Origin of the sequence: Chromobacterium sp. S0633, from assembly GCF_024158805.1 — a bacterium.
Taxonomy (GTDB): domain Bacteria; phylum Pseudomonadota; class Gammaproteobacteria; order Burkholderiales; family Chromobacteriaceae; genus Chromobacterium.
Genome location: NZ_JAMZGH010000004.1, coordinates 68,579 through 89,241, shown reverse-complemented (window position 1 = coordinate 89,241; position 20,663 = coordinate 68,579). Strand labels below are relative to the sequence as shown.

20 protein-coding genes are annotated in these 20,663 nt (G+C 64.2%); 4 read left to right on the top strand and 16 right to left on the bottom strand.

What is annotated here, in order from left to right; genetic code table 11:
* Positions 1–9: 9 nt before the first annotated feature.
* The gene (locus tag NK214_RS03885; protein ID WP_048415680.1) at positions 10–369 is read left to right on the top strand and encodes a dihydroneopterin aldolase; all 360 of its coding nucleotides are present in this window, start codon (positions 10–12) and stop codon (positions 367–369) included.
* 73 nt (positions 370–442) lie between these two features.
* Entirely contained in the window at positions 443–868 is a 426-nt protein-coding gene (locus NK214_RS03880; protein WP_107798140.1) for a PaaI family thioesterase, read from the top strand.
* A gap of 65 nt (positions 869–933) precedes the next feature.
* Here the strand turns inward: NK214_RS03880 and NK214_RS03875 are convergent, their stop codons facing one another.
* The 15 genes from NK214_RS03875 to mutY all read right to left on the bottom strand — a co-directional run bounded on the left by NK214_RS03875 (position 934) and on the right by mutY (position 16,127).
* Positions 934–1,224, bottom strand: a complete 291-nt coding sequence (locus NK214_RS03875) for a hypothetical protein (RefSeq protein ID WP_253313798.1) — start codon at positions 1,222–1,224, stop codon at positions 934–936.
* A gap of 74 nt (positions 1,225–1,298) precedes the next feature.
* Positions 1,299–1,691: a group II truncated hemoglobin gene (locus tag NK214_RS03870; RefSeq protein WP_227106904.1), complete on the bottom strand. Its 393-nt coding sequence runs from the start codon at positions 1,689–1,691 to the stop codon at positions 1,299–1,301.
* The gene (gene purT / locus NK214_RS03865) at positions 1,688–2,896 is read right to left on the bottom strand and encodes a formate-dependent phosphoribosylglycinamide formyltransferase (RefSeq protein ID WP_253313797.1); all 1,209 of its coding nucleotides are present in this window, start codon (positions 2,894–2,896) and stop codon (positions 1,688–1,690) included. Before purT ends, NK214_RS03870 begins: the two co-directional genes overlap by 4 nt.
* A gap of 115 nt (positions 2,897–3,011) precedes the next feature.
* Positions 3,012–4,268 carry a D-amino acid dehydrogenase gene (locus tag NK214_RS03860; protein ID WP_235084377.1) on the bottom strand — a complete coding sequence of 419 codons (1,257 nt, stop codon included), beginning with the start codon at positions 4,266–4,268 and terminating at the stop codon, positions 3,012–3,014.
* A 67-nt stretch (positions 4,269–4,335) separates the two neighbouring features.
* The gene (locus tag NK214_RS03855; protein ID WP_107798136.1) at positions 4,336–5,187 is read right to left on the bottom strand and encodes a CheR family methyltransferase; all 852 of its coding nucleotides are present in this window, start codon (positions 5,185–5,187) and stop codon (positions 4,336–4,338) included.
* Positions 5,188–5,249: 62 nt separating this feature from the next.
* Positions 5,250–5,582, bottom strand: coding sequence for an iron-sulfur cluster insertion protein ErpA (erpA, locus tag NK214_RS03850; RefSeq protein WP_197083112.1), 333 nt, complete (start codon positions 5,580–5,582; stop codon positions 5,250–5,252).
* Between the two features lie 219 nt (positions 5,583–5,801).
* The gene (argC, locus tag NK214_RS03845) at positions 5,802–6,830 is read right to left on the bottom strand and encodes an N-acetyl-gamma-glutamyl-phosphate reductase (RefSeq protein WP_253313796.1); all 1,029 of its coding nucleotides are present in this window, start codon (positions 6,828–6,830) and stop codon (positions 5,802–5,804) included.
* 156 nt (positions 6,831–6,986) lie between these two features.
* Complete coding sequence (rpsI, locus tag NK214_RS03840) at positions 6,987–7,379, bottom strand: 30S ribosomal protein S9 (RefSeq protein WP_019102900.1); 393 nt, start codon at positions 7,377–7,379, stop codon at positions 6,987–6,989.
* 15 nt (positions 7,380–7,394) lie between these two features.
* Complete coding sequence (rplM, locus tag NK214_RS03835) at positions 7,395–7,823, bottom strand: 50S ribosomal protein L13 (RefSeq protein WP_019102901.1); 429 nt, start codon at positions 7,821–7,823, stop codon at positions 7,395–7,397.
* 499 nt (positions 7,824–8,322) lie between these two features.
* Complete coding sequence (deoD, locus tag NK214_RS03830; RefSeq protein ID WP_043632219.1) at positions 8,323–9,033, bottom strand: purine-nucleoside phosphorylase; 711 nt, start codon at positions 9,031–9,033, stop codon at positions 8,323–8,325.
* Positions 9,034–9,103: 70 nt separating this feature from the next.
* Positions 9,104–10,318, bottom strand: coding sequence for a phosphopentomutase (locus tag NK214_RS03825; RefSeq protein WP_107798134.1), 1,215 nt, complete (start codon positions 10,316–10,318; stop codon positions 9,104–9,106).
* A gap of 15 nt (positions 10,319–10,333) precedes the next feature.
* A complete protein-coding gene (gene deoA, locus NK214_RS03820) occupies positions 10,334–11,659 on the bottom strand; it encodes a thymidine phosphorylase (RefSeq protein ID WP_107798133.1) in 1,326 nt (441 codons plus the stop codon).
* Positions 11,660–11,759: 100 nt separating this feature from the next.
* A complete protein-coding gene (gene deoC / locus NK214_RS03815; protein WP_253313795.1) occupies positions 11,760–12,527 on the bottom strand; it encodes a deoxyribose-phosphate aldolase in 768 nt (255 codons plus the stop codon).
* Between the two features lie 310 nt (positions 12,528–12,837).
* Complete coding sequence (locus NK214_RS03810; RefSeq protein ID WP_107798131.1) at positions 12,838–15,042, bottom strand: bifunctional (p)ppGpp synthetase/guanosine-3',5'-bis(diphosphate) 3'-pyrophosphohydrolase; 2,205 nt, start codon at positions 15,040–15,042, stop codon at positions 12,838–12,840.
* A gap of 44 nt (positions 15,043–15,086) precedes the next feature.
* Positions 15,087–16,127 carry an A/G-specific adenine glycosylase gene (gene mutY, locus NK214_RS03805; RefSeq protein ID WP_253313865.1) on the bottom strand — a complete coding sequence of 347 codons (1,041 nt, stop codon included), beginning with the start codon at positions 16,125–16,127 and terminating at the stop codon, positions 15,087–15,089.
* Positions 16,128–16,253: 126 nt separating this feature from the next.
* On the opposite strand from mutY, the gene NK214_RS25150 reads away from it, so the two are divergent.
* Entirely contained in the window at positions 16,254–19,013 is a 2,760-nt protein-coding gene (locus NK214_RS25150; protein ID WP_371926184.1) for a THUMP domain-containing protein, read from the top strand.
* A 91-nt stretch (positions 19,014–19,104) separates the two neighbouring features.
* On the opposite strand, the gene NK214_RS03795 is transcribed toward NK214_RS25150, so the two are convergent.
* The gene (locus tag NK214_RS03795) at positions 19,105–19,458 is read right to left on the bottom strand and encodes a type II toxin-antitoxin system HicB family antitoxin (protein WP_081544270.1); all 354 of its coding nucleotides are present in this window, start codon (positions 19,456–19,458) and stop codon (positions 19,105–19,107) included.
* An 819-nt stretch (positions 19,459–20,277) separates the two neighbouring features.
* Between NK214_RS03795 and NK214_RS03790 the strand changes: the two genes are divergently transcribed.
* Entirely contained in the window at positions 20,278–20,571 is a 294-nt protein-coding gene (locus NK214_RS03790) for a DUF1484 family protein (protein ID WP_253313794.1), read from the top strand.
* The last annotated feature ends 92 nt before the right edge of the window (positions 20,572–20,663 follow it).

Genomic DNA, 20,663 nt, shown 5'->3' with positions numbered 1-20,663 from the left:
GACAGACTGATGGACATCATATTCCTGCGCGAAGTGCGCGCCGACACCATTATCGGTGTCTACGAATGGGAGCGGAAAGCCCCGCAAACCATTGAAATTGACCTGGAAATCGGCATTCCCAGCGAAGCGCCCTGTCACAGCGACAATATCGGCGACACCATACACTACGGCGTGGTGGTGGAGCGGCTGCGCAAGGCGCTGTCCGAACAGCATTTCCTGCTGCTGGAAGCGCTGGCCGAATACATCGCCAAGGTGATCCGCGAAGACTTCGGCGCGCCCTGGGCGCGCGTCTCGGTCACCAAGCTGGGCATCCTGCCCGGCGTCAAGCGCGTCGGCGTCCTGATCGAACGCGGCCACCGCCCGCGCTGAAGCCGAGCCGCTGGGCATTGACGCCCGCGCCCCGGCGCTTGATGATGTTTAGATCACAGCGCCGGAGCGCCTCATGTCTCGCTTATCCGTCCCGGAATTCCAGAACCTGATCGATCAGGAACTGCCCTTGGTCCGCCTGTTCGGCATCCAAACCGAATCCATCGCCGACGGCGGCGCGGTGTTGCGCATGCGCTTCAACCCGGATCTGATCCGGCCGGGCGGCACCATCGCCGGCCCCGCCTTGATGGCGCTGGCGGACGCCACGCTGTACGCGGTGGTGCTGGGGATGATAGGTCGGGTGGAGCTGGCGGTGACCACCAGCCTCAACATCAACTTCCTGCGCAAGCCGCCGCCAGCGGACGTGATCGCGGAAGGCCGCATTCTGAAGCTGGGCAAACGTTTGGCGGTGGGGGAAGTCTTGCTGCTGTCGGCCGAGCTGGAAGAAGCGGTGGCCCATGTCACCGGCACCTACTCGATTCCGCCTCTGTCCGGAACCTGAAACGATGCCGGGACTTGGAGCGCATTCGCGGTCTTGTGGGCGAAAAGGAGGGGTGGAGCAGGCTCTCAGTCGGTGTTCACTTTCAAACGCAAGCCGAACTGCTTGGGCGTCAGACGCAAAGACAACTGGGCTTGCTTGTTCAGGTCCAGCACCGGAGATAGCGACAAACGGTTGCTGACCGCCTCCCGCTCAAAGCGCAGACCGCCGATGGAAATGTCCTTGCCGGCGTCCCGGGGCGCGGATTTGATCTCCCCGTCGGACGGAGAGGCGCAGGCCCAGGCTTGCGGCAGACACGCCGCCGCGGCGCCCGCGCCCGCCCACAGTCCCAGCCACAACAGCAACAGCTTGCACGCCATGCGCTCCATCTCCGCCAGATGAAATGCGAGAACCTTCTCTCATCATGGACAATGGCGCGCCGGCCGCAAGTTTTTTATTGATTGCGCATGAAGTCGGCGGTGTTGTGAAAAGCCTCGATCAGTTTTTGCTTCAACCAATCTTCGGCCACCAGTTCATCCACCGCGCGGCGCATGCAGGACATCCATTGATCGCGCGCCGCCTCGTCCACCGCAAACGGCATATGGCGCATGCGCAGCCGCGGGTGGCCAAAGGCCTCCATGTACAAGGACGGGCCGCCCAGCCAGCCGGACAGGAACATGAACAGCTTCTGGCGCGAACCGGCCAGATCCTGCGGATGCATGTCGCGCAGCGGCTTGACCGACGGGTCGCTGTCCATGATGTCGTAAAAGCGGTCCGTCAGCCAACGCACCACGCCTTCGCCGCCCAATAATTGATAGGGCGTCATTTCCCGCACTTCATCGCTCACGCTTCATTCCCCGTCGTCGGCCGCACCAGCGCGGCCGCTGTCCTGGCCCGCTCGCGGGCCTGTTCCACCGTCTCGGCCGTAGCCAGCGCCACGCCCATGCGGCGCTTCAAATAACTTTCAGGCTTGCCGAACAAGCGCAGGTCCGCGCCCGGCACCCGCAAAGCCTGGTCCACGCCGTCAAAGACGATGCCGGCCTCGTCCAGGCCGCCGTATATCACCGCCGACGCGCCGGCGCTGGAGATCTCCGCGTCCACCGGCAGGCCCAGGATGGCGCGCGCGTGCAGCTCGAACTCGGACCAGCGTTGGGTGGCCAGCGTCACCAAGCCGGTATCGTGCGGCCGCGGGCTCACCTCGGAGAACCACACTTGTTCGCCCTTGATGAACAGCTCGACGCCGAACAGACCGCGGCCGCCCAGCGCATCGGTCACCGCCTTGGCCACTTCGCGCGCGCGCAGCAAGGCCAGTTCGCTCATGGGCTGGGGCTGCCAGCTCTCCACGTAATCGCCGCTGCGCTGCAAATGGCCGACCGGCGCGCAGAAATGCGTGGCGATGCCGCCCGCGCCGTCCGCCGCGCGCACGGTCAGCTGGGTGATTTCGTAATCGAAATCGATGAAGCCCTCGACGATCACCCGGCCCTTGTCCACCCGGCCGCTGCTGGCCGCGTATTGCCAAGCCTGAGCCACGTCCTCCGGCCCGCGCAACAGCGACTGGCCCTTGCCGCTGGACGACATCACCGGCTTCACCAGGCAGGGGTAGCCGATGCCGTCGTCGATTGCGGCTTGCAATTCTTCCAAGCTGGAGGCGAAGGCGTACGGCGAGGTGGGCAGGCCCAGCTCCTCCGCCGCCAGCCGCCGTATCCCTTCGCGGTTCATCGTCAGATGGGCGGCGCGCGCGGTGGGTATCACCTCGGCCAGACCGTCCGCCTCGATGCGCAACAGCTCGTCGGTGGCGATGGCCTCGATCTCCGGCACGATCAGATGCGGGCGCACTTGCTCCACCAGCCGGCGCAAGGCCGCGGCGTCCGACATGTCGATCACGTGGCTGGCGTGGGCGACCTGCATCGCCGGAGCGCCGGCGTAGCGGTCCACGGCGATGGTTTCCACGCCCAGCCGCTGCAAGGCGATCACCACCTCCTTGCCCAGCTCCCCGCTGCCCAACAACATCACCCTGACGGCACTGCGACTTTGCGGCGTTCCGATACGCATGACGATCTTCCTTGCAAATGAATGGCTTGGCCCGCCGGCGGCGGGCGATGGGAATCCGAATCGGCGCGATTTTACCATGCGTCGGGCATCGGCTCGCTTCAGTTCAACCTATCGCTCAGGCGCGGCAGAACGCGAAATCCAGCGCCGGCGTTTCACCGCTGATGATCTCGGCCAGCGCCCGCCCGGAGCCGGCGCCCTCGGTCCAGCCCAAGGTGCCGTGGCCGGTGTTCAGATACAAGCGCCGCAAGCGGCTGGGGCCGATCAGCGGCACATTGCCCGGGGTGGCCGGCCGCAGGCCGCTCCAGAAACGCGCGCGCTCCCAGTCGCAGGCGTCGCCGAACAAGGCGCGGCCGCGCTGCAACAGCAAGTCGCAACGCCGCGGCTCCAGATGGGTGGAATAACCGGACAATTCGGCGGTGCCGGCGATGCGCAGCTCGTCGCCCAGCCGCGACACCACCACCTTGTGGGCTTCGTCGGTAATGCTGGTCAGCGGCGCGGCGGCGGCGTCCAGAATCGGCAGAGTGGCGGAATAACCCTTGGCCGGGTACACCGGCAAGCGCAAGCCGGCCTGCGCCGCCAACAAGGGAGAATAAGAACCTAGCGCCAAGACATAGGCGTCCGCCTCTAGCCGCTCGTAAGCGCCGTCGGCAGCGGTGACGGAGACGCCGCTCACCTCCCCGTCCGCGCGCTCCAGCGCGTTGACCCGGGTCTGGAAGCGGAACTCCACGCCCCGCATAGCGCAAGCCTGGGCCAGGGCGACGGTGAAGAGATGGACATTGCCGGATTCGTCGTCCGGGCTCCAGCACGCCCCGCTCAGTTCAGGCAGAATGCGCGCCAAGGCCGGCTCCCGCTCCAGCGCCTGCAACGGCGTCAGCAGGCTTTTCTCCACGCCCAGCGCTTGCAGCCGCGCGCAGCCGGCCTGGGCCTGGGCCCGTTCCGCATCGGAGAACAGCAGGGTCAGAATGCCCCGCTGCAATTGCTGGTAATCGATGCCCAGTTCCCGGCGCAAACCGCGCAGCGTGTCGCGGCTGTACAAGCCCAGCGCCACCATCTGGCGCATATTGCGCTGGCTGCGTCCCGGCAGGCATTCGCGCAGGAAATCCAGGCCCCAGCGCCATTGCTGCGCATCCAGCCGCGGCCGGAACAGCAGCGGCGCGTCGTCGCGCAACAGCCAGCGCAACACCCGCCACGGCGCGCGCGGATTGGCCCAAGGCTCGGACTGGCTGACTGAAATCTGGCCGCCGTTGGCGAAACTGGTTTCTCTCGCCGCGCCGCTGGCGCGGTCCACCACCACCACCTGGTGGCCCTTCTCCGCCAAAAACCAGGCGGTGGATACGCCGATGACGCCGGCGCCCAGGACAACTACTCGCATCGACTCTCCACAAAAGCCAATGGGCAAGACCCGCTTGCCCATTGGCCGTGCCAGCCGCGATCTGCCGTTACGGCTTCTTCGCGTGCTCGTAAACCGTCTTGCCGCGCAGATGGAAATAGTCCGACGCGAAATAGAAATTCTCGGAATGACCGACGAAGAGCAGGCCGTCCGGCTTCAGCAACGGCGCAAAGCGCTTGAGCACGCCGAACTGAGTGTCGCGGTCGAAATAAATCATCACATTGCGGCAGAAAATGGCGTCGAACTGGCGCTTGACCGACCAGTTGCTCTCCACCAGGTTCAAACGCTGGAAGGTGATCATATTGCGCAGCTGGGCCTTGGCCTGGAAGCTGCCGTCCGGCTGCTTGTCGAAATACTTGGCGGCGTAGCCCGGCGGCAGGCGCGCCACCTTGTCGGCGGCGTAAATGCCCTTGCGGCCGGTTTCCAGCACGCTGGTGTCCAAGTCCGTGGCCAACACGCTGATACGCGCGCCCGGCACCGCCTCCAGCGCGGTGATCGCCAGCGAGTACGGCTCTTCGCCGGTGGACGAGGCCGCGCACCAGATCGCCAGTTCTCCGCCGGCCGTCGCTTTTTTCTTAAGATGCTCGGCCAGCAGCGGGAAATGGTGTTCTTCGCGGAAGAAGAAAGTCAGATTGGTGGTCAGCGCGTTAACGAACTGTTCGAACTCGCGCTTGCCGCTGATCGACTCCAGGAAATCGACGTAGGCGGCGAAGCCGGGCAGCTTCAGTTCGCGGATGCGACGCACCAGGCGGCCGTAAACCATGTCTTTCTTCGACGGGTTCAACGAAATGCCCGCTTCCTTGTAGATCAGTTTGCGAATGCGCTCGAAGTCGGCGTCGCTAAACGCGAACTCACGGGTGAATTCGATCTTCGGCAAGACGACGGGTGGCGGCTTATTCATTTTGTTGTCCCCATAAAAAAGGCCCGGGCAAAAGCCCGAGCCTGTATTCTACCGCGTCCGGATCACACCGAGAACGACGAACCACAACCGCAGGTGGTGGTGGCGTTCGGATTGCGGATCACGAACTGGGAGCCCTCCAGGCTTTCCTGATAATCGATTTCGGCGCCGACCAGGTACTGGTAGCTCATCGGATCCACCAGGAAGGTCACGCCTTGTCTCTCTATAGCGGTATCGTCTTCATTTGCAATTTCGTCAAATGTGAAACCGTATTGGAAGCCGGAGCAGCCGCCGCCGGTCACGAAGACGCGCAGTTTCAGATCGGGATTGCCTTCCTCGGCGATCAGCTCCTGCACCTTGGAACAAGCGCTTGCGCTGAAGTTGATCGGGGACGGCATTTCAGTTGCAGCAGTAGTCATGTCAAACCTCGCAATTCAGTTCCGGGGCCTTGAGAAACCCGCCAACGGTCCGCTAGCGGCCTGGCTGCGTGCGCGCTGCGGTTTCTCAAACCCCTTCTAAAGCCGGCAGAGCGGCATTCACCCACTATTTTAGTCGGATATTGGGGCCGATGGCGAGTCTTCAAGCGAACTAGTTCTTTCCGGGCATGCGCCGACGCCTCAAGGCAGCAAGGGAACGATGTCCAGTCCGGCCCGCTCCGGCTGGCCGAACATCAGGTTCATGTTCTGCACCGCCTGGCCGGCCGCGCCCTTGACCAGATTGTCTATCACCGACAACACCACCACGGTATCCCCGCCCTGCGGCCTGTGCGCGGCGATGCGGCAGACATTGGCGCCGCGCACCGAGCGCGTCTCCGGGTGGCTGCCGGCCGGCAGCACGTCGACGAAGTGCTCGCCCTCGTAGCGGCGCTCGAACAACGCCTGCACGTCCACGTCGGCCTTCAGCCGCGCGTAAAGCGTGGCGTGGATGCCGCGTATCATCGGCGTCAGGTGCGGCACGAAGGTCAGGCCCACCGGCAGCGCGGCCGCCCGGCCCAGGCCCTGGCGGATTTCAGGCAAATGCCGGTGACCGGACACGCCGTAAGCCTTGAAGGAATCTCCCGCCTCGGCCAGCAAGGCGCCCACCTCCGCCTTGCGCCCTGCGCCGGACACGCCCGACTTGCAATCGGCGATCAGGCTGGAAAGCTCCACCGCGCCGGCTTCGATCAAGGGCAGGAAGCCCAATTGCACCGCGGTCGGATAGCAGCCCGGATTCGCCACCAGCCGCGCGCCGCGGATGGCCTCGCGGTTGATTTCCGGCAGACCGTACACCGCTTCGGCCACCAGGTCCGGCGAACCATGGCTCATGCCGTACCATTTTTCCCATTCGGCGACGTCCCGGATCCGGTAATCGGCGGCCAGATCCACCACCCGCACGCCGGCGGCCAGCAATTCTCGCGCCTCGTTCATCGCAATGCCGTTGGGTGTGGCGAAAAACACCACATCGCAATCCCGCAAGCGCGCTTCGTCGGGCGTGGAGAAGGCCAGATCGATGCGGCCTCGCAAGCTGGGGAACAGGTCGGCCACTTTCATGCCGGCCTCCTTGCGCGAGGTGACCGCGGTCACGCGCGCCGACGGATGGCCCGCCAGCAAGCGCAGCAGTTCGACACCCGTGTAGCCGGTGCCCCCGACGATTCCCACCTTGATCATGCCCATTCCTTTATGTAAAAGCGCGTCGCAAAAACGACAGTGTAGGCACTGCGATGCTGCCTTGCAATATGGATGGGATGGAAGCGGAGAAACGACAGGCAAGAAAAAACCGCCTGGCAAACGCAGGCGGTTTTCTTGAAAACAGAATTCGGCGAATTAACGCTTGGAGAACTGCTTGGCGCGGCGAGCTTTGCGCAGGCCGACTTTTTTACGCTCAACTTCACGAGCGTCGCGGGTCACGTAACCAGCAGCGGACAGAGCCGGCTTCAACGCGGTGTCGAAGTCGATCAGCGCGCGGGTGATGCCGTGACGGATCGCGCCGGCTTGGCCGGTTTCGCCGCCGCCGACAACGTTCACCTTGATGTCGAAGGACTCGAGGTTTTCGGTCAGCGCCAGCGGCTGGCGGATTACCATGCGGCCGGTTTCACGAGCGAAATATTCATCAACGGGCTTGCCGTTAACGATGATCTGGCCCGAGCCCTTTTGCATGAACACGCGAGCAACGGAGCTCTTGCGACGGCCGGTGCCGTAGTAGTATTTACCGTTCATTTCTACGCCTTAAAATCAGATTTCCAGCACTTTCGGCTGTTGAGCAGTGTGCGGATGCTCGGAACCGGAGTACACCTTGAGCTTCTTGATCATGGCGTAACCCAGCGGGCCCTTCGGCAGCATGCCTTTAACGGCTTTTTCCAGAACGCGCTCAGGGAACTTGTCTTGCAGTTCGGTGAAGCTGCGCTCGTAGATACCACCCGGGTAGCCGGAGTGACGGTAGTACTTCTTGTCTTGTGCCTTGGCACCGGTAACGCGCAGCTTCTCGACGTTGACCACGACGATGAAATCGCCGGTATCTACGTGCGGGGTGTATTCCGGCTTGTGCTTGCCACGCAGGCGACGGGCGATCTCAGCGGCGAGGCGGCCCAAAACCTTGTCGTTGGCATCGACCACAAACCAGTCGCGTTTAACCTCATGCGGCTTGGCAGAAAAGGTCTTCATGGAACTCTTCCATCGTAATTCTTGAAAGTTACGGATTCTATTACAGCCCCGATCCAGCTGTCAAACCCTTGTGAGACAACAGAAATCCGGCTACTTGACGGCGGTGCTCGCGCAGAGGGGAAAATGCAGGTGGAATAAGGGGGTTAGCGGCGGCGGGGCAAAAAAAAAGCGCAACATCTAGCTTTGTTGCGCCAAGTTCCACCTAAAGAAGGAGGATGGAGGAGACAACACCAAAACGCACACTTTGCATGCCACGTCCTGATGCAGGTTTCATTATCTGCATAGGTTTGCTTCATTGCAAGGCTTTTTGTGCATTGCACTATAAAGCGTGGCTTTTTACGCCACATCTGGCTGGAGTCTCTGTTAAATCAAGGACAAAAGCACTGCGGCACTGCAAGGAAAAAATAAGGCGATTTCATTTTTCACCCTGATTTCCCCGCCTGGCAACGCTATGGCGGGAGCCCAGCCCCCGCCATGCTGTCTGACAATCGGTAAAGGCTTACAGCTTGATCGCCGCCGCCAAAGCCACTTCCATCATGTCGCGGAAAGTGGTTTGACGCTCTTCGGCGCTGGTGGCCTCGCCGGTGGGGATGATGTCGGACACGGTCAGAATGCCCACCGCGCGCGCGCCGTATTGCGCAGCCACACTGTAGATGCCGGCCAGTTCCATCTCGATCACCTTGACCTGCATCTTGTCCAGCACTTCCAGCATATTGGGCTGAACGCCGTAGAACAGGTCGGCGGAGAACACATTGCCCACCGTCACCGGCTTGCCCTGCTCCGCCGCGGTGTCCACCACGGCGCGCAGCAGGCCGTAATCGGCGATGGCGGCGTAGTCGTGGTCGTTGAAGCGCATGCGGTTGACCTTGCTGTCGGTGGACGCGCCCATGGCGACGAACAGTTCGCGCAGCTTGATGTCCGGCGTCACCGCGCCGCAGGAACCGATGCGGATGATGTTCTTGACGCCGTAGTCCTTGATCAGCTCGGTGGTGTAGATGCTGGCGGACGGAATGCCCATGCCGTGGGCCATCACCGACAGACGCTTGCCCTGGTAAGTGCCGGTGTAGCCGAACACATTGCGCACCGTGGTCACCAGCTTGGCGTCTTCCAGGAAGGTTTCCGCGATCATCTTGGCGCGCAGCGGATCGCCGGGCATCAATACGGTTTCGGCAAAATCGCCCGGCTGGGCGTTGATATGCGGGGTCGCCATCGTCTTTAGTCTCCAGATTCAAAAGAGCCCCGGCGCACAGACGCCGGGGCGTGCGTCATTCAGCCTCGCCTCACAGGAAGGACTGGCCGTAATCCATAGGGCTCAGGCCCAGGTGGGCCGCCACGGTCTGGCCGATGTCGGCGAAGGTGGCGCGCTCGCCCAGCGAGCCCGCCGGCACCTTCTTGCCGTAGCACAGCACCGGAATATGTTCGCGGGTATGGTCCGTGCCTTCCCAGGTGGGGTCGCAACCGTGGTCGGCGGACAGGATCAGGATATCGTCGTCGCCCAGCGCCGCCATCACTTCCGGCAGCCGCGCGTCGAACTCCTCCAGCGCGCGGGCGTAGCCGGCGGTGTCGCGGCGGTGGCCGTAGCTGGAGTCGAAGTCGACGAAGTTGGCCATGATGATGGCCGGGCGTTCGCCATGGTCGCGCATCGCGCCCAAGGTGGCGTCCCACAGCTGGTCGAAGCCGGTGGCCTTGTGCTTGTGGGTGATGCCGACATGGGCGTAGATGTCGGCGATCTTGCCGATGGACACCACGTCGCCGCCGGCCTTGGCCAGCTTTTCCAGCACCGTGGTCGCCGGCGGTTCCACCGCCAGGTCCTTGCGGTTGCCGGTGCGCACGAACTGGCCCTTGCCCTCGCCCACAAAGGGCCGCGCGATGACGCGGCCGATATTGTAGGGCTCCAGCAGTTCGCGGGTGATCTTGCACAGCTGATACAGCCGTTCCAGCCCGAACGTCTCTTCATGACAGGCGATCTGGAACACCGAATCCGCCGAGGTGTAGAAGATGGGCTTGCCGCTCTTCATATGCTCCTCGCCCAGACGGTCCAGAATCTCGGTGCCGGAGGCGTGGCAGTTGCCCAGATAGCCGGGCAGCTCCGCCTTGGCGACGATGGCGTCCAGCAGCTCCTGCGGGAAGCTGTTGTCGTGATCGCTGAAATAGCCCCAGTCGAACAGCACCGGCACACCGGCGATTTCCCAATGGCCGGACGGCGTGTCCTTGCCGCTGGACAGCTCGCGCGCATAGCCGTAAGCCGCCACCGGCTCGGCCGGGTCCATGCCTTCCGGGAAATAGCCGGAGGACAAGCGGCAGGCGTGGCCCAAGCCCATGCGGGACAGATTGGGCAGGGTCAGCGCGCCGTGACGGCCGACGTTGGCGCGGCCGGCGGCCGCCTCCATGGCGATGTGGCCCAGCGTATTGCTGCCGGCGTCGCCGAACTGCGGGGCGTCGGCGGCGGCGCCGATGCCCAGCGAGTCCAGAATCAGAATGATGGCTCGTTTCATATTGCCGCTCCGGGATTACTGCTGGCGAATCTTCTGATAGACCAGCGGCAGCGCGGAAGGTGCCGCGTCTGCCAGTTGGATCGCCGCCTTGAGGCGGCGCTCCGCGTCGGCGAAGCTGTTTTCGTCGGCCGCATGAATATAAGCCAAGGGCGCGCCGGCGTCGATGCGCTGGCCCAGCTCGACGAAGCGGGACAGACCAACGCGGAAGTCCAGCTCGTCGCTGGGCAGGCGGCGTCCGCCGCCCAGCGCGCACACCGCCATGCCGATGCCGCGGGTGTCCATGCCGCCGACGAAGCCGGCGCGTTCCGCAAACACCGGGCGCACGATGGGCGCGGCCGCCATATGGGAATCATAGTTCTCCATGAAGTCGGCCGGGCCGCCCAGCGCGGCCACCATGCGGCCGAAGATCTCGGCGGCGCGGCCGGAATCCAATGCGGTCTGCAGCTTGTCGCGCGCCTCGGCCTCGTCCTTGGCCAGCTTGCCCACCACCAGCATTTCGGCGCACAGCGCCATGGTGACCTCATGCAAGCGCGGATTGCGCTCGTCGCCCTTCAGATAACGCACCGCCTCGCGGGTTTCTATACTGTTGCCGGCGGTCCAGGCCAGGGGCTGGCTCATTTCGGTGATCAGCGCGCTGGTGGCCACGCCGGCGCCGTTGCCCACCTTGACAATGCGCTCGGCCAGCTCCACGGATTTCTCCATCGTCGGCATGAAGGCGCCGGTGCCGGCCTTCACGTCCATCACCAGGGCGTCCAGGCCGGCTGCCAGTTTCTTGGACAGGATGGACGCGGTGATCATCGCCACCGATTCCACCGTCGCAGTCACGTCGCGCACCGCGTAAACGCGGCGGTCGGCCGGCGCCAGGTCAGAAGTCTGACCGATGATGGCCACGCCCACGTCCTTGACCACGCGGCGGAACTCGTCCGGGCTGGGGAAGGGGTTGTAGCCGGGAATCGCCGACAGTTTGTCCAGCGTGCCGCCGGTATGGCCCAGGCCGCGGCCGGAGATCATCGGCACGAAGCCGCCGCAGGCGGCCACCATGGGCCCCAACATCAGCGACACCACATCGCCGACGCCGCCGGTGGAATGCTTGTCCACCACCGGGCCGGGCAGGTTGAGATCGCCCCAGTGCATGCGGCGGCCGGAGTCGCGCATCGCCAGCGCCATGTGCACGTTTTCTTCCAGCGCCATGCCGTTGAAGTACACCGCCATGGTCAGCGCGGAGATTTGGCTGTCCGCCACGCTGCCGTCGGTGATGCCGGCGACGAACTGCTGGATGTCCTGTTGCGACAGCGCCTGGCCGTCGCGTTTCTTGCGAATGATTTCCTGAGGCAAAAACATGGCATTCTCCCTGCCTTGCGCCTGCCGCGGCGAAACGCGCCGCGAGCAATAAATAATGGCCGGGACCCACGCCACGGCCATTGTTTGAAACAGCGAGCGATCAATAGCCGCTGATCGGCTTGACCTCGCCCCCTTCAATCTCCGCCTGCAAATTGCCCAGCAGGCCGGAAGCGCCGAAACGGAAGCGCTCGGCGCTCACCCAACCCGCGCCCAGCAGATGCTCGGCCAAGTCCAGGTATTCCGCCGCCTCGGCCGCGGTGCGCACGCCGCCTGCGGCCTTGAAGCCGCAAGCGCCGCCGGTTTCGCGGATGGCGGACAGCATCACGCCGGCCGCTTCCAGCGTGGCGTTCACCGGCACCTTGCCGGTGGAGGTCTTGATGAAATCGGCGCCGGCCTGGATCGAGATCAGGCTGGCCTCGCGGATCAGCGCCTCGTCCTTCAGCTCGCCGCTCTCAATGATGACTTTCAGCGTCTTGCCTTCGCAGGCGTCCTTGCAGGCCGCCACCAGTTGCGCGCCCACCTCGCGGTTACCGGCCATCAGCGCGCGGTACGGAAACACCACGTCGACTTCGTCCGCGCCGTAGGCGATCGCGGCGCGGGTTTCCGCCACCGCGACGGCGATGTCCTCATCGCCGGCCGGGAAGTTGGTGACGGTGGCCACTTTGACCTCGGGGCAGCCGGCCTCGCGCAGGGTTTTCTTGGCGATGGGCACGAAGCGCGGATACACGCAGACCGCAGCCACGGTACCGGCGTCGCTCTTGGCCTTGCGGCACAGCGCGGCGACCTTGTCGTTGGTGTCGTCGTCGTTCAGCGTGGTGAGATCCATCAGGAACAGGGCGCGGCGGGCCGCGGCGATCAGTTCGGACATGAGCTAACAAACCTTTCAAAATTGAACGGCCAGGCGCGCTCGCCAAGCGTTCCAAAACTTCAGCGCCGCCGGCGGGCGGCGGCGCAAAAAAACCATTATGAAAATTTCTTTAAGTCAAAGCAATGCACAGCCACAGTGAACTTGTGCCAACGCAAACTCGGCCGCGCCTTAGAACGTGTTTACGATCTCGCGAGCAAGAGCGAGACAAGGCATTGCGGCTGAGAAAGCGGAATGTACAAGCGGTACATGAGCATTTCGAAGTTGTTTTCAACACCGTATCGCCGAAGCGCAGCAGGCTTTGAACAGGTTCTTACAAACGCCGCGCCTCCTGCACCCCGCTCAACTCCATCATCCGCGACAGCACCCGGCTGATGTCCTGCACCTGGCGCACCTCCACGGTGAAACGCATGCGGGCGCGAGTGTCTCGCGACAGGGTGTTGACGCCGATCAGGTTCAGCTTCTCGCGCGACAGCACATCGGACAGATCGCGCAGCAGGCCGGGCCGGTCCATGGCGATGATTTCGATGTCGATGGGGAAGACGCTGCTGCGCTGGTCGCCCCATTCCGCGGCGATCAGCCGCTCCGGCGCTTCCACCGACAGTTTTTTCAGCGTCAGGCAGCTCGTGCGGTGAATGGAAATGCCGCGCCCCTTGGTGACGAAGCCCATCACCCCGTCCGGCGGCGCCGGCTTGCAGCACTTGGCCAGCACCGTCATCAGATTGTCCACGCCCTCGATCAACACGCCGCCCGCGTCATGGCCGCCCTTGCTGGCCTTGACCAGGCTTTCCGGCGCCACGTCCGCCGGCGGCGGCGGCGCGAAGCTGACGATGGCGTTGGACACCACGCGCGTGGTCAGCTCGCCGTGGCCCAGCGCGCCGTACACTTCCTCCAGCTTGTCGTAGCCCAGCTTCTCCGCCAACGCGCCCAGATTAGGCTGCATATGGCTGTGGCGCGCCAGCTCGCGCTCGAACAACATCTTGCCGGTCTCGCGCACGGTGTCGGCGTTGAGCAGGCGGATGTGCTGGCGGATCTTGGAAATGGCGCGATGGCTCTTCACCCAGCCGTCGTGCAGCCAGTTCACCGACGGCCCGCCCTCCTTGGCGGTGATGATCTCCACCCGCTGGCCGTTTTGCAGCGGCGTGGACAAGGGCACGATCTGCCCCTCCACCTTGGCTCCGCGGCAGCGATGGCCCAGATTGGTGTGCACCGAATAGGCGAAATCGATGGGGGTGGCGCCAAACGGCAAGGCCATCACCCGGCCCTGCGGCGTCAGCACATAGATGGTGTCGGCGAACAGCTCGGTCTTGAACGCCTCGGCCAGGCCCTCGCGGTCCGACATCTCCTCGCGCCAGTCCAGCAACTGGCGCAGCCAGGAGATTTTCTCCTCATAGGCCGCGTCGCCCTTGCCGCCCTCCTTGTAGCGCCAATGCGCGGCCACGCCGAACTCGGCGTGCTCGTGCATCTCGAAGGTGCGGATCTGCACCTCCACCGCCTTGTCCTCCGGCCCGATCACCGCGGTGTGCAGGCTGCGGTAATTATTGGCCTTGGGATGGGAGATGTAGTCGTCGAACTCGCCGGGAATCGGCTGCCAGGTGCCGTGAATGATGCCCAGCGCCGTATAGCAGTCCGGCAGCCGCTCCACCAGGATGCGCACCGCGCGGATGTCGTAGAGCTCGGAGAAATCCAGCTTTTTCTTCTTCATCTTCTTCCAGATGGAGAAGATGTGCTTGGGCCGGCCGGCTACCTCCGCCTTGACGCCGGCGTTCTTCAGCTCCGCGCGCAGGGTGTCCAGCAGCCGGTCGATATAGTCGATGCGCTCCAGCCGGCGCTCGTCCAATAATTTGGCGATGCGCTTGTAGCTGTCCGGCTCGGTATGGCGGAAGCCCAGGTCCTCCAGCTCCCACTTGATCTGCCACACCCCCAGGCGGTTGGCCAGCGGCGCGAACAGATCCAGGGTCTCGGTGGCGATGCGGCGGCGCACCGTCTCATCCTCCACCTCGGCCAGGTAGTGCATGGTCTGGGTGCGCCAGGCCAGCTTGATCAGCACCACGCGGATGTCGGCCACCATGGCCAGCAGCATCTTGCGCATGGTTTCCGCCTGGCGCGCGCGCTCTTCCGGCGTGGACAGCTTGTCGATGCGCGCCAGCTCGGTGATGCGGCGCACGCCGTTGACCCCCTCCACCAGCACCGCCACCGTGGGATTGAAGGTTTCGCAGAGCCAGGGCTGCCAGTCCTCGCGGTAATCCGAAGCGGCGAACATCAAGGTGGCGACGATGGCGTCCGGCAACAGATTCAGATCCGCCACGATGGCGGCGGCGGCCACCGCGTGACTGAACAAGTCCTCGCCGGTCTGGGCCATGGTCTTGCCGCAGTACAAGGCGCGCGCCTCGTCCAAGGCGCGAGTGAGCATCGCCTGCTCTTCTCCGCTCAGCGAAGAAGACAAGCCCTCCAGCCAGCGTTGCGGATTGGCCGCGTCTGCCAGGGTGTCAGCCATCGAACGAACTACGGAAACCATATCAACCCAGTAACTCAATCAAATCGTGTTTCGACAGCGCTCGGCTACTCGGCCAAACGCAACAACAGCCGGCGCACCGGCGCCGGCACCCCGGCGTCCGGGGCGGCGGACAAGGGCAGCCACTGCCCGCTGTCCTCCATCGCCGCCTCCGCGCGCAACGCATCCAAGCGCAGCGGCACCGGCGTAATGATCAATCGGTAATGCGTAAACACATGCTCCAGTTCCGGCCAGGCCGGCAACACGTCGCCGTGGCCGTTGCGCGCCAGCCAGTCCTCGATCTGCAACGAAGTCTCAAACTCCGGCAAGGACAGCAAACCGCCCCAAATGCCGCTGGGCGGCCGCCGCAGCAGCCACACCTTGTCGCCATGGGTGGCCAGCAACATCACCGTATGGCGCGTGGGCACCGTCTTCTTCGGCCGCGGCGTCGGCAGCTCGCCGGTGCGGCCCTCGCGCGCCGCCGCGCAGCCGTCCACCATGGGACAGACGGTACAGGCCGGTTTGCCGCGGCTGCACACCGTGGCGCCCAGGTCCATCAAACCTTGAGTGTAGGCGCTCATCAGCGCCGCATCCTGCGGCAGCAACGCTTCGGCCAATCGCCACAAACGTTGTTCCACCGGCTTCTCGCCGGGGAAGCCGTCGATGCCGAAGCAACGGGTCAGCACGCGCTTGACGTTGCCGTCCAGAATGGTTTCCCGCCGGCCGAAAGCGAAAGAAGCAATCGCCGCGGCGGTGGAACGCCCCACGCCGGGCAGGCGCTCCAGTTGCTGGCGCTCGGCCGGAAAGCGGCCGCCAAACTCGGCCATCACCATTTGCGCCGCCTTGTGCAGATTGCGCGCCCGGCTGTAATAGCCCAGGCCGCTCCACAAGGCCAGCACGTCTTCCTGCGGCGCGGCGGCCAGCGCCGTCACGTCCGGAAAGCGGGCGAGGAAGCGCGGGTAATATTCCAGCACGCTTTTGACCTGAGTCTGTTGCAGCATGATCTCGGACAGCCAGATCCGGTACGGGTCGCTGACCTGCCACGGCAGATCATGGCGTCCATGCGTTTTTTGCCAGGCGGTCAGGCGCGCGGCGAAGGAGCTGTGCAGCATCGTCTATCATCTTGAATCGAACCGGATATGGTAGCGGAAAGCCTCGCTGTCACCAAGCAGCCTCCGGACAAATAAGTTAAAATCAAAGAATTGCTTAAAAGTCTGCTTACTCAAGGAAGTTCCATGTCCAGTTTCCGTTCCCGCCAGCGTGCCAATATGCGCCGCGAATTCAATAGCCGCGACAATGAGGCCAGTTCGCCGGCAGGCGGAGACAGCCCGGCCGGCAAAAGCCCCGTGATCCAGAAGAAAGCGCCTTCGGCCGACGCCGCGCCGCGCGCGCCCTATTCCGGCCCGCGTCCGGGCAACGCCAAGCCCAATTGGCAAGACCGCGGCCCAGGACAGGGACAAGGCCCGCGCGACGGCGGCAAGCGCGGCCCCTATCAGGGACGCGACCAACAGGCCGGGCGCGACAAGCCGTATGGCAACGACCGCCGGCCGCAAGGCCAGCAGCGCTTTGAGCGCAACGAAGGCCAAGACAGCTTCAATAAGGATCGCTTCAATAAAGAGCGCGGCAACAACTGGCAGCCGCGCAGCTTCGCCCGCGACGGCGAAGAACGCCCGCAAGGCAGCGGCCCCAAGAAGCCCTTCCATCACCGCGAAGACCGCGAACCGCGCGACTACAGCCGCGACCGCGGCCCATCCGGCCGCAAGCCGCTGAACGCCGCCGCGGACGTGGAGCCGGAACGCAAACCGTATAGCCGCGACCGCGGCCCGTCCGGCCGCAAACCGCTGCATCTGGAGCGGGACGGCGAACAAGGCGCGCCGCAGGGCAAGCCGCGCTGGCAGCAACGCGACGGCGAACGCCATGTCGATCAGCCGCGCAAGCCGTTCAATCCTTCCAGCGATCGCGAACAGCGCTTCCGCCGCGACGACGCCGAACAGGCGCCGCGCAAGCCTTGGCAGGAACGCCAGCACAGCGAGCAGCGCGAAGAGGGTCCGCGCAAACTGTTCGGCAAGCCGGCCAATCGCGACAACAACTTCCGCCGCGACGACGCCGAGCAGGCGCCGCGCAAACCGTGGCAAGAACGCCAGCACGGCGACCGCGACCAGCGCTTCCAGCGTGATGACGCCGAACACGCGCCGCGCAAACCCTGGCAGGAACGCCAGCACGGCGACCGCGACAACCGTTTCCGCCGCGACGACGCCGAGCAAGCGCCGCGCAAGCCGTGGCAGGAGCGCGAGCACGGCGACCGCGACAACCGTTTCCGCCGCGACGACGCCGAACACGCGCCGCGCAAACCGTGGCAGGAACGCGAGCACGGCGACCGCGACAACCGTTTCCGCCGCGACGACACCGAACAAGCGCCGCGCAAACTGTTCGGCAAATCCGCCGAACGCGACAACCGCAGCCACCGCGACGACGCCGAACCAGCGCCGCGCCAGGACCGTCCGCAAGGCGAACCGGCCGAGCGTAGCGAAGGCGGCACGCGCAAGCTGTTCAGCAAGCCGTCCTACCGCGACGACGCCGAACGCGCGCCGCGCCAAAGCTGGCAACAGGAAGAGCGCCCGCGCCACGAGCGTCGCGAAGGCGAAGCCCGTCAGTTGTTCGGCAAGCCGGGCGCCGGCAGCCTGAAACCGCTGGGCGACCAGCACCGCGTGGAAACCCGCGGCGAGCATCGCCACGCCGACGCGCCGCGCCACGCGCCGACCGAACGCCAGGCCCCGAGCCTGACCCAGGTGCGCGACAGCGTGCTGTCCTTGTTCGCCCCCTGCCCGCGCGGCCTGGAAGCCATCCTGGCCGACGAGTTGCGCGGCCTGGGCGCGCGCGACATCGCCACCGCCGACGGCGGCGTGGCCTTCGCCGGCGACCGCGATCTGCTGATGGCGGCCAACCTGCACAGCCGCACCGCCAGCCGCGTGCTGCTGCAACTGGCCCAGGGCGGCTACCGCAATGAACAAGACATCTACCGCCTGGCGATGAATGTGGACTGGCCGCGCTGGTTCGACGTGTCCAACAGCATCAAGCTGAAGACCGACGCCATCCGCTGCCACTTCAAGAGCCTGGACTTCATCTCGCTGAAGGTGAAGGACGCGATCTGCGACCGCTTCCGCCAGGCTCAGCTGGGCCGGCCCAATGTCGACACCCGCCACCCGGACGTGCGCGTCCACGTCTTCCTGACCGAAGACAGCGCCACCATCTACCTGGACACCAGCGGCGAACCGCTGTTCAAGCGCGGCTGGCGCCAGGAAACCGGCGACGCGCCGCTGCGTGAAAACCTGGCCGCCGGCATCCTGATGCTGACCGGCTACAACGGCAGCCAGCCGCTGCTGGACCCGATGTGCGGCAGCGGCACCTTCCTGGTGGAAGCCGCCGACATCGCGCTGAACCGCGCGCCGGGCCGCCAACGCAAATTCGCCTTCCAGAAACTGCGCGGCTTCGATTCCGCCAGCTGGGAAAAACTGCTGCTGGACGCCCAGCACGCGGAAAAACCGCTGGCCAAGCTGGCGATCAACGGCTCCGACCGCGACCAGGCCATCATCAACGTTGCCAAGGACAACTTGGAACGCGCCGGCCTCTCCGGCCTGGTGGAACTGCAAGCGATGGACGTGCTGGACGCCCGCCCCAACGGCGAAAACGGCATCCTGGTAGCCAACCCGCCCTACGGCGTGCGCATGGACGAACTGGACCAGCTGGCCGAGTGGTATCCGCTGCTGGGCGACTGGCTGAAAGCCCACTTCGCCGGCTGGCACGCCAACCTGTTCAGCGGCGACCTGCGCCTGGCCAAGCTGATCCATCTGTCGCCCAAGCGCCGCACCCCGCTGTACAACGGCTCGCTGCAATGCCGGCTGTTCGTCATCAATATGGTGGAAGGCAGCGCCCGCAAGGAAAAACCGGGCGAGCAGGCCGAAACCATCGAGCAGGACGATCACGCCGCGGAGTAACACAGCGCGCGAACAGCAAAACGGCGAGCCATGGCTCGCCGTTTTTCATGGAGCACTCCCGCGGAGGCCCCAAGATTGCACCATGCGGTGTTTAAGCCGTTTTGAGGTCCATGGCCTCCGCCCGCTCCTCGATCGCCGCCTCCACCCATTCGTTCAAGCTCTTGGACTCGGCCGACGCCGCTGCCGCCGCCATTTCATGCAAGCGCGGCGCAATGCGCACATTGAATTTTCCCGAATAGGTTTTAAGAGGCTGCAGCCCCTTCTCGCGGCATGCGTCCAGATACACGCGCAGCGATATTTCGGCTTCTCGTTTGAGGCTTGCGACATCGCCTGCATAAAAATCCGCTCCGCCGCTCAAGCCCAGAAACTCGCCGCGAAACATGTCGATTTCCGGGTCATAGCTGATCACAGCTCGGTAGCCTTCAATCTGTAGAATATTCTTCATGGTGTCACCCCGTTGGTTTCCAGCCATTTTCTAATTGCGGCCACCGCTCCCTTGTCCGTATCCGGAGAAGGATGGGGCCGATGAAACACCCTCACCACACCGAATAAGGCAACGCAGATATCCCTCCCTTCACGCTCCTCAATCTCAGACCCTATTCACGAACTGCTGCGCGTCGGCGATACGGCGTTGAAACCGGCTTCGAAATGCTCATGTACCAAATGTACATTCCGCTTTCTCAGCCACTTTCGCCTTGTCTCGCTCTAGCTCGCGAGATCGTGAATAGGCTCTACACCCGGCTCCTGAAACAAAGCCTCAATATCGCTCCACCGGATATTGGCGCTGACTGGACGCGTGAAGATCAACTGCAAGGTGATCAAGTGTTTTCGTTTCACACTCAACTGGTACCATAAATCAGTACCAAAATCAATGTCATCGGATAAGACCGACAACACAGCACAGCTGGACGCTGCCGCTTGACCCCACCCAGCCCATCGGCAACAATCGCCGCGTGCCGTTTCACTTAACGGCGCTGGGTGTGAGAGCCCATATAAAGGAAAAAGGGGGATGCCACTGTGTAACAGTCGCGTCCGAAACGCTATTGCCTTGCCATCCGGCGGGCCGTGGCGGGGAGGCCTTAACGGCCTACCGGTTTCCTTTTTCCCGGTCTCTCAACCTCGTCACGCGCCTGCCAGCCCGTTTGAGAGCGAGCCCGCAGGCGGACCACGAAAAAGGAGCGTTCCCCATGTTGGTTCTACCCTTGTTCAGCTATCCCCCGCCCCGCGACACGCCGGCCCGCGCCCCGCTTCCGGAGGCTCAGCCATGAATCCCGTCCCCAGCCTCATCGAACTAGACCGCCTGATCCAGCAGCTGCACGCGCAGCGCCTCTGCGAACCCGAACTGGAACGGCTGGCGCAATGCAGCCGACACCTCCACGACATCTGTCACACCGCCTCGCTGGAACTGGGCCAGATCAGCAGCGCGCTGGCCGGGCTGCTGACGCTGCTGGACCAGTCCGAGATCGAGCATCTGGCGCGCGAGCAGATGTATTGTCTGCTCGAGCCCTTCGCTCGGCGCTTGCAACAAGCTTATGAAGCCTTGCAGGAACTGAGCTGATCTCGTCAACGCCCGCCAGCCCTGCCTGGCGGGCAGACTGAGGCGGCAAGCCAAACGAATAAAACCGTCGCAATCCGGACTAACCCATTCGG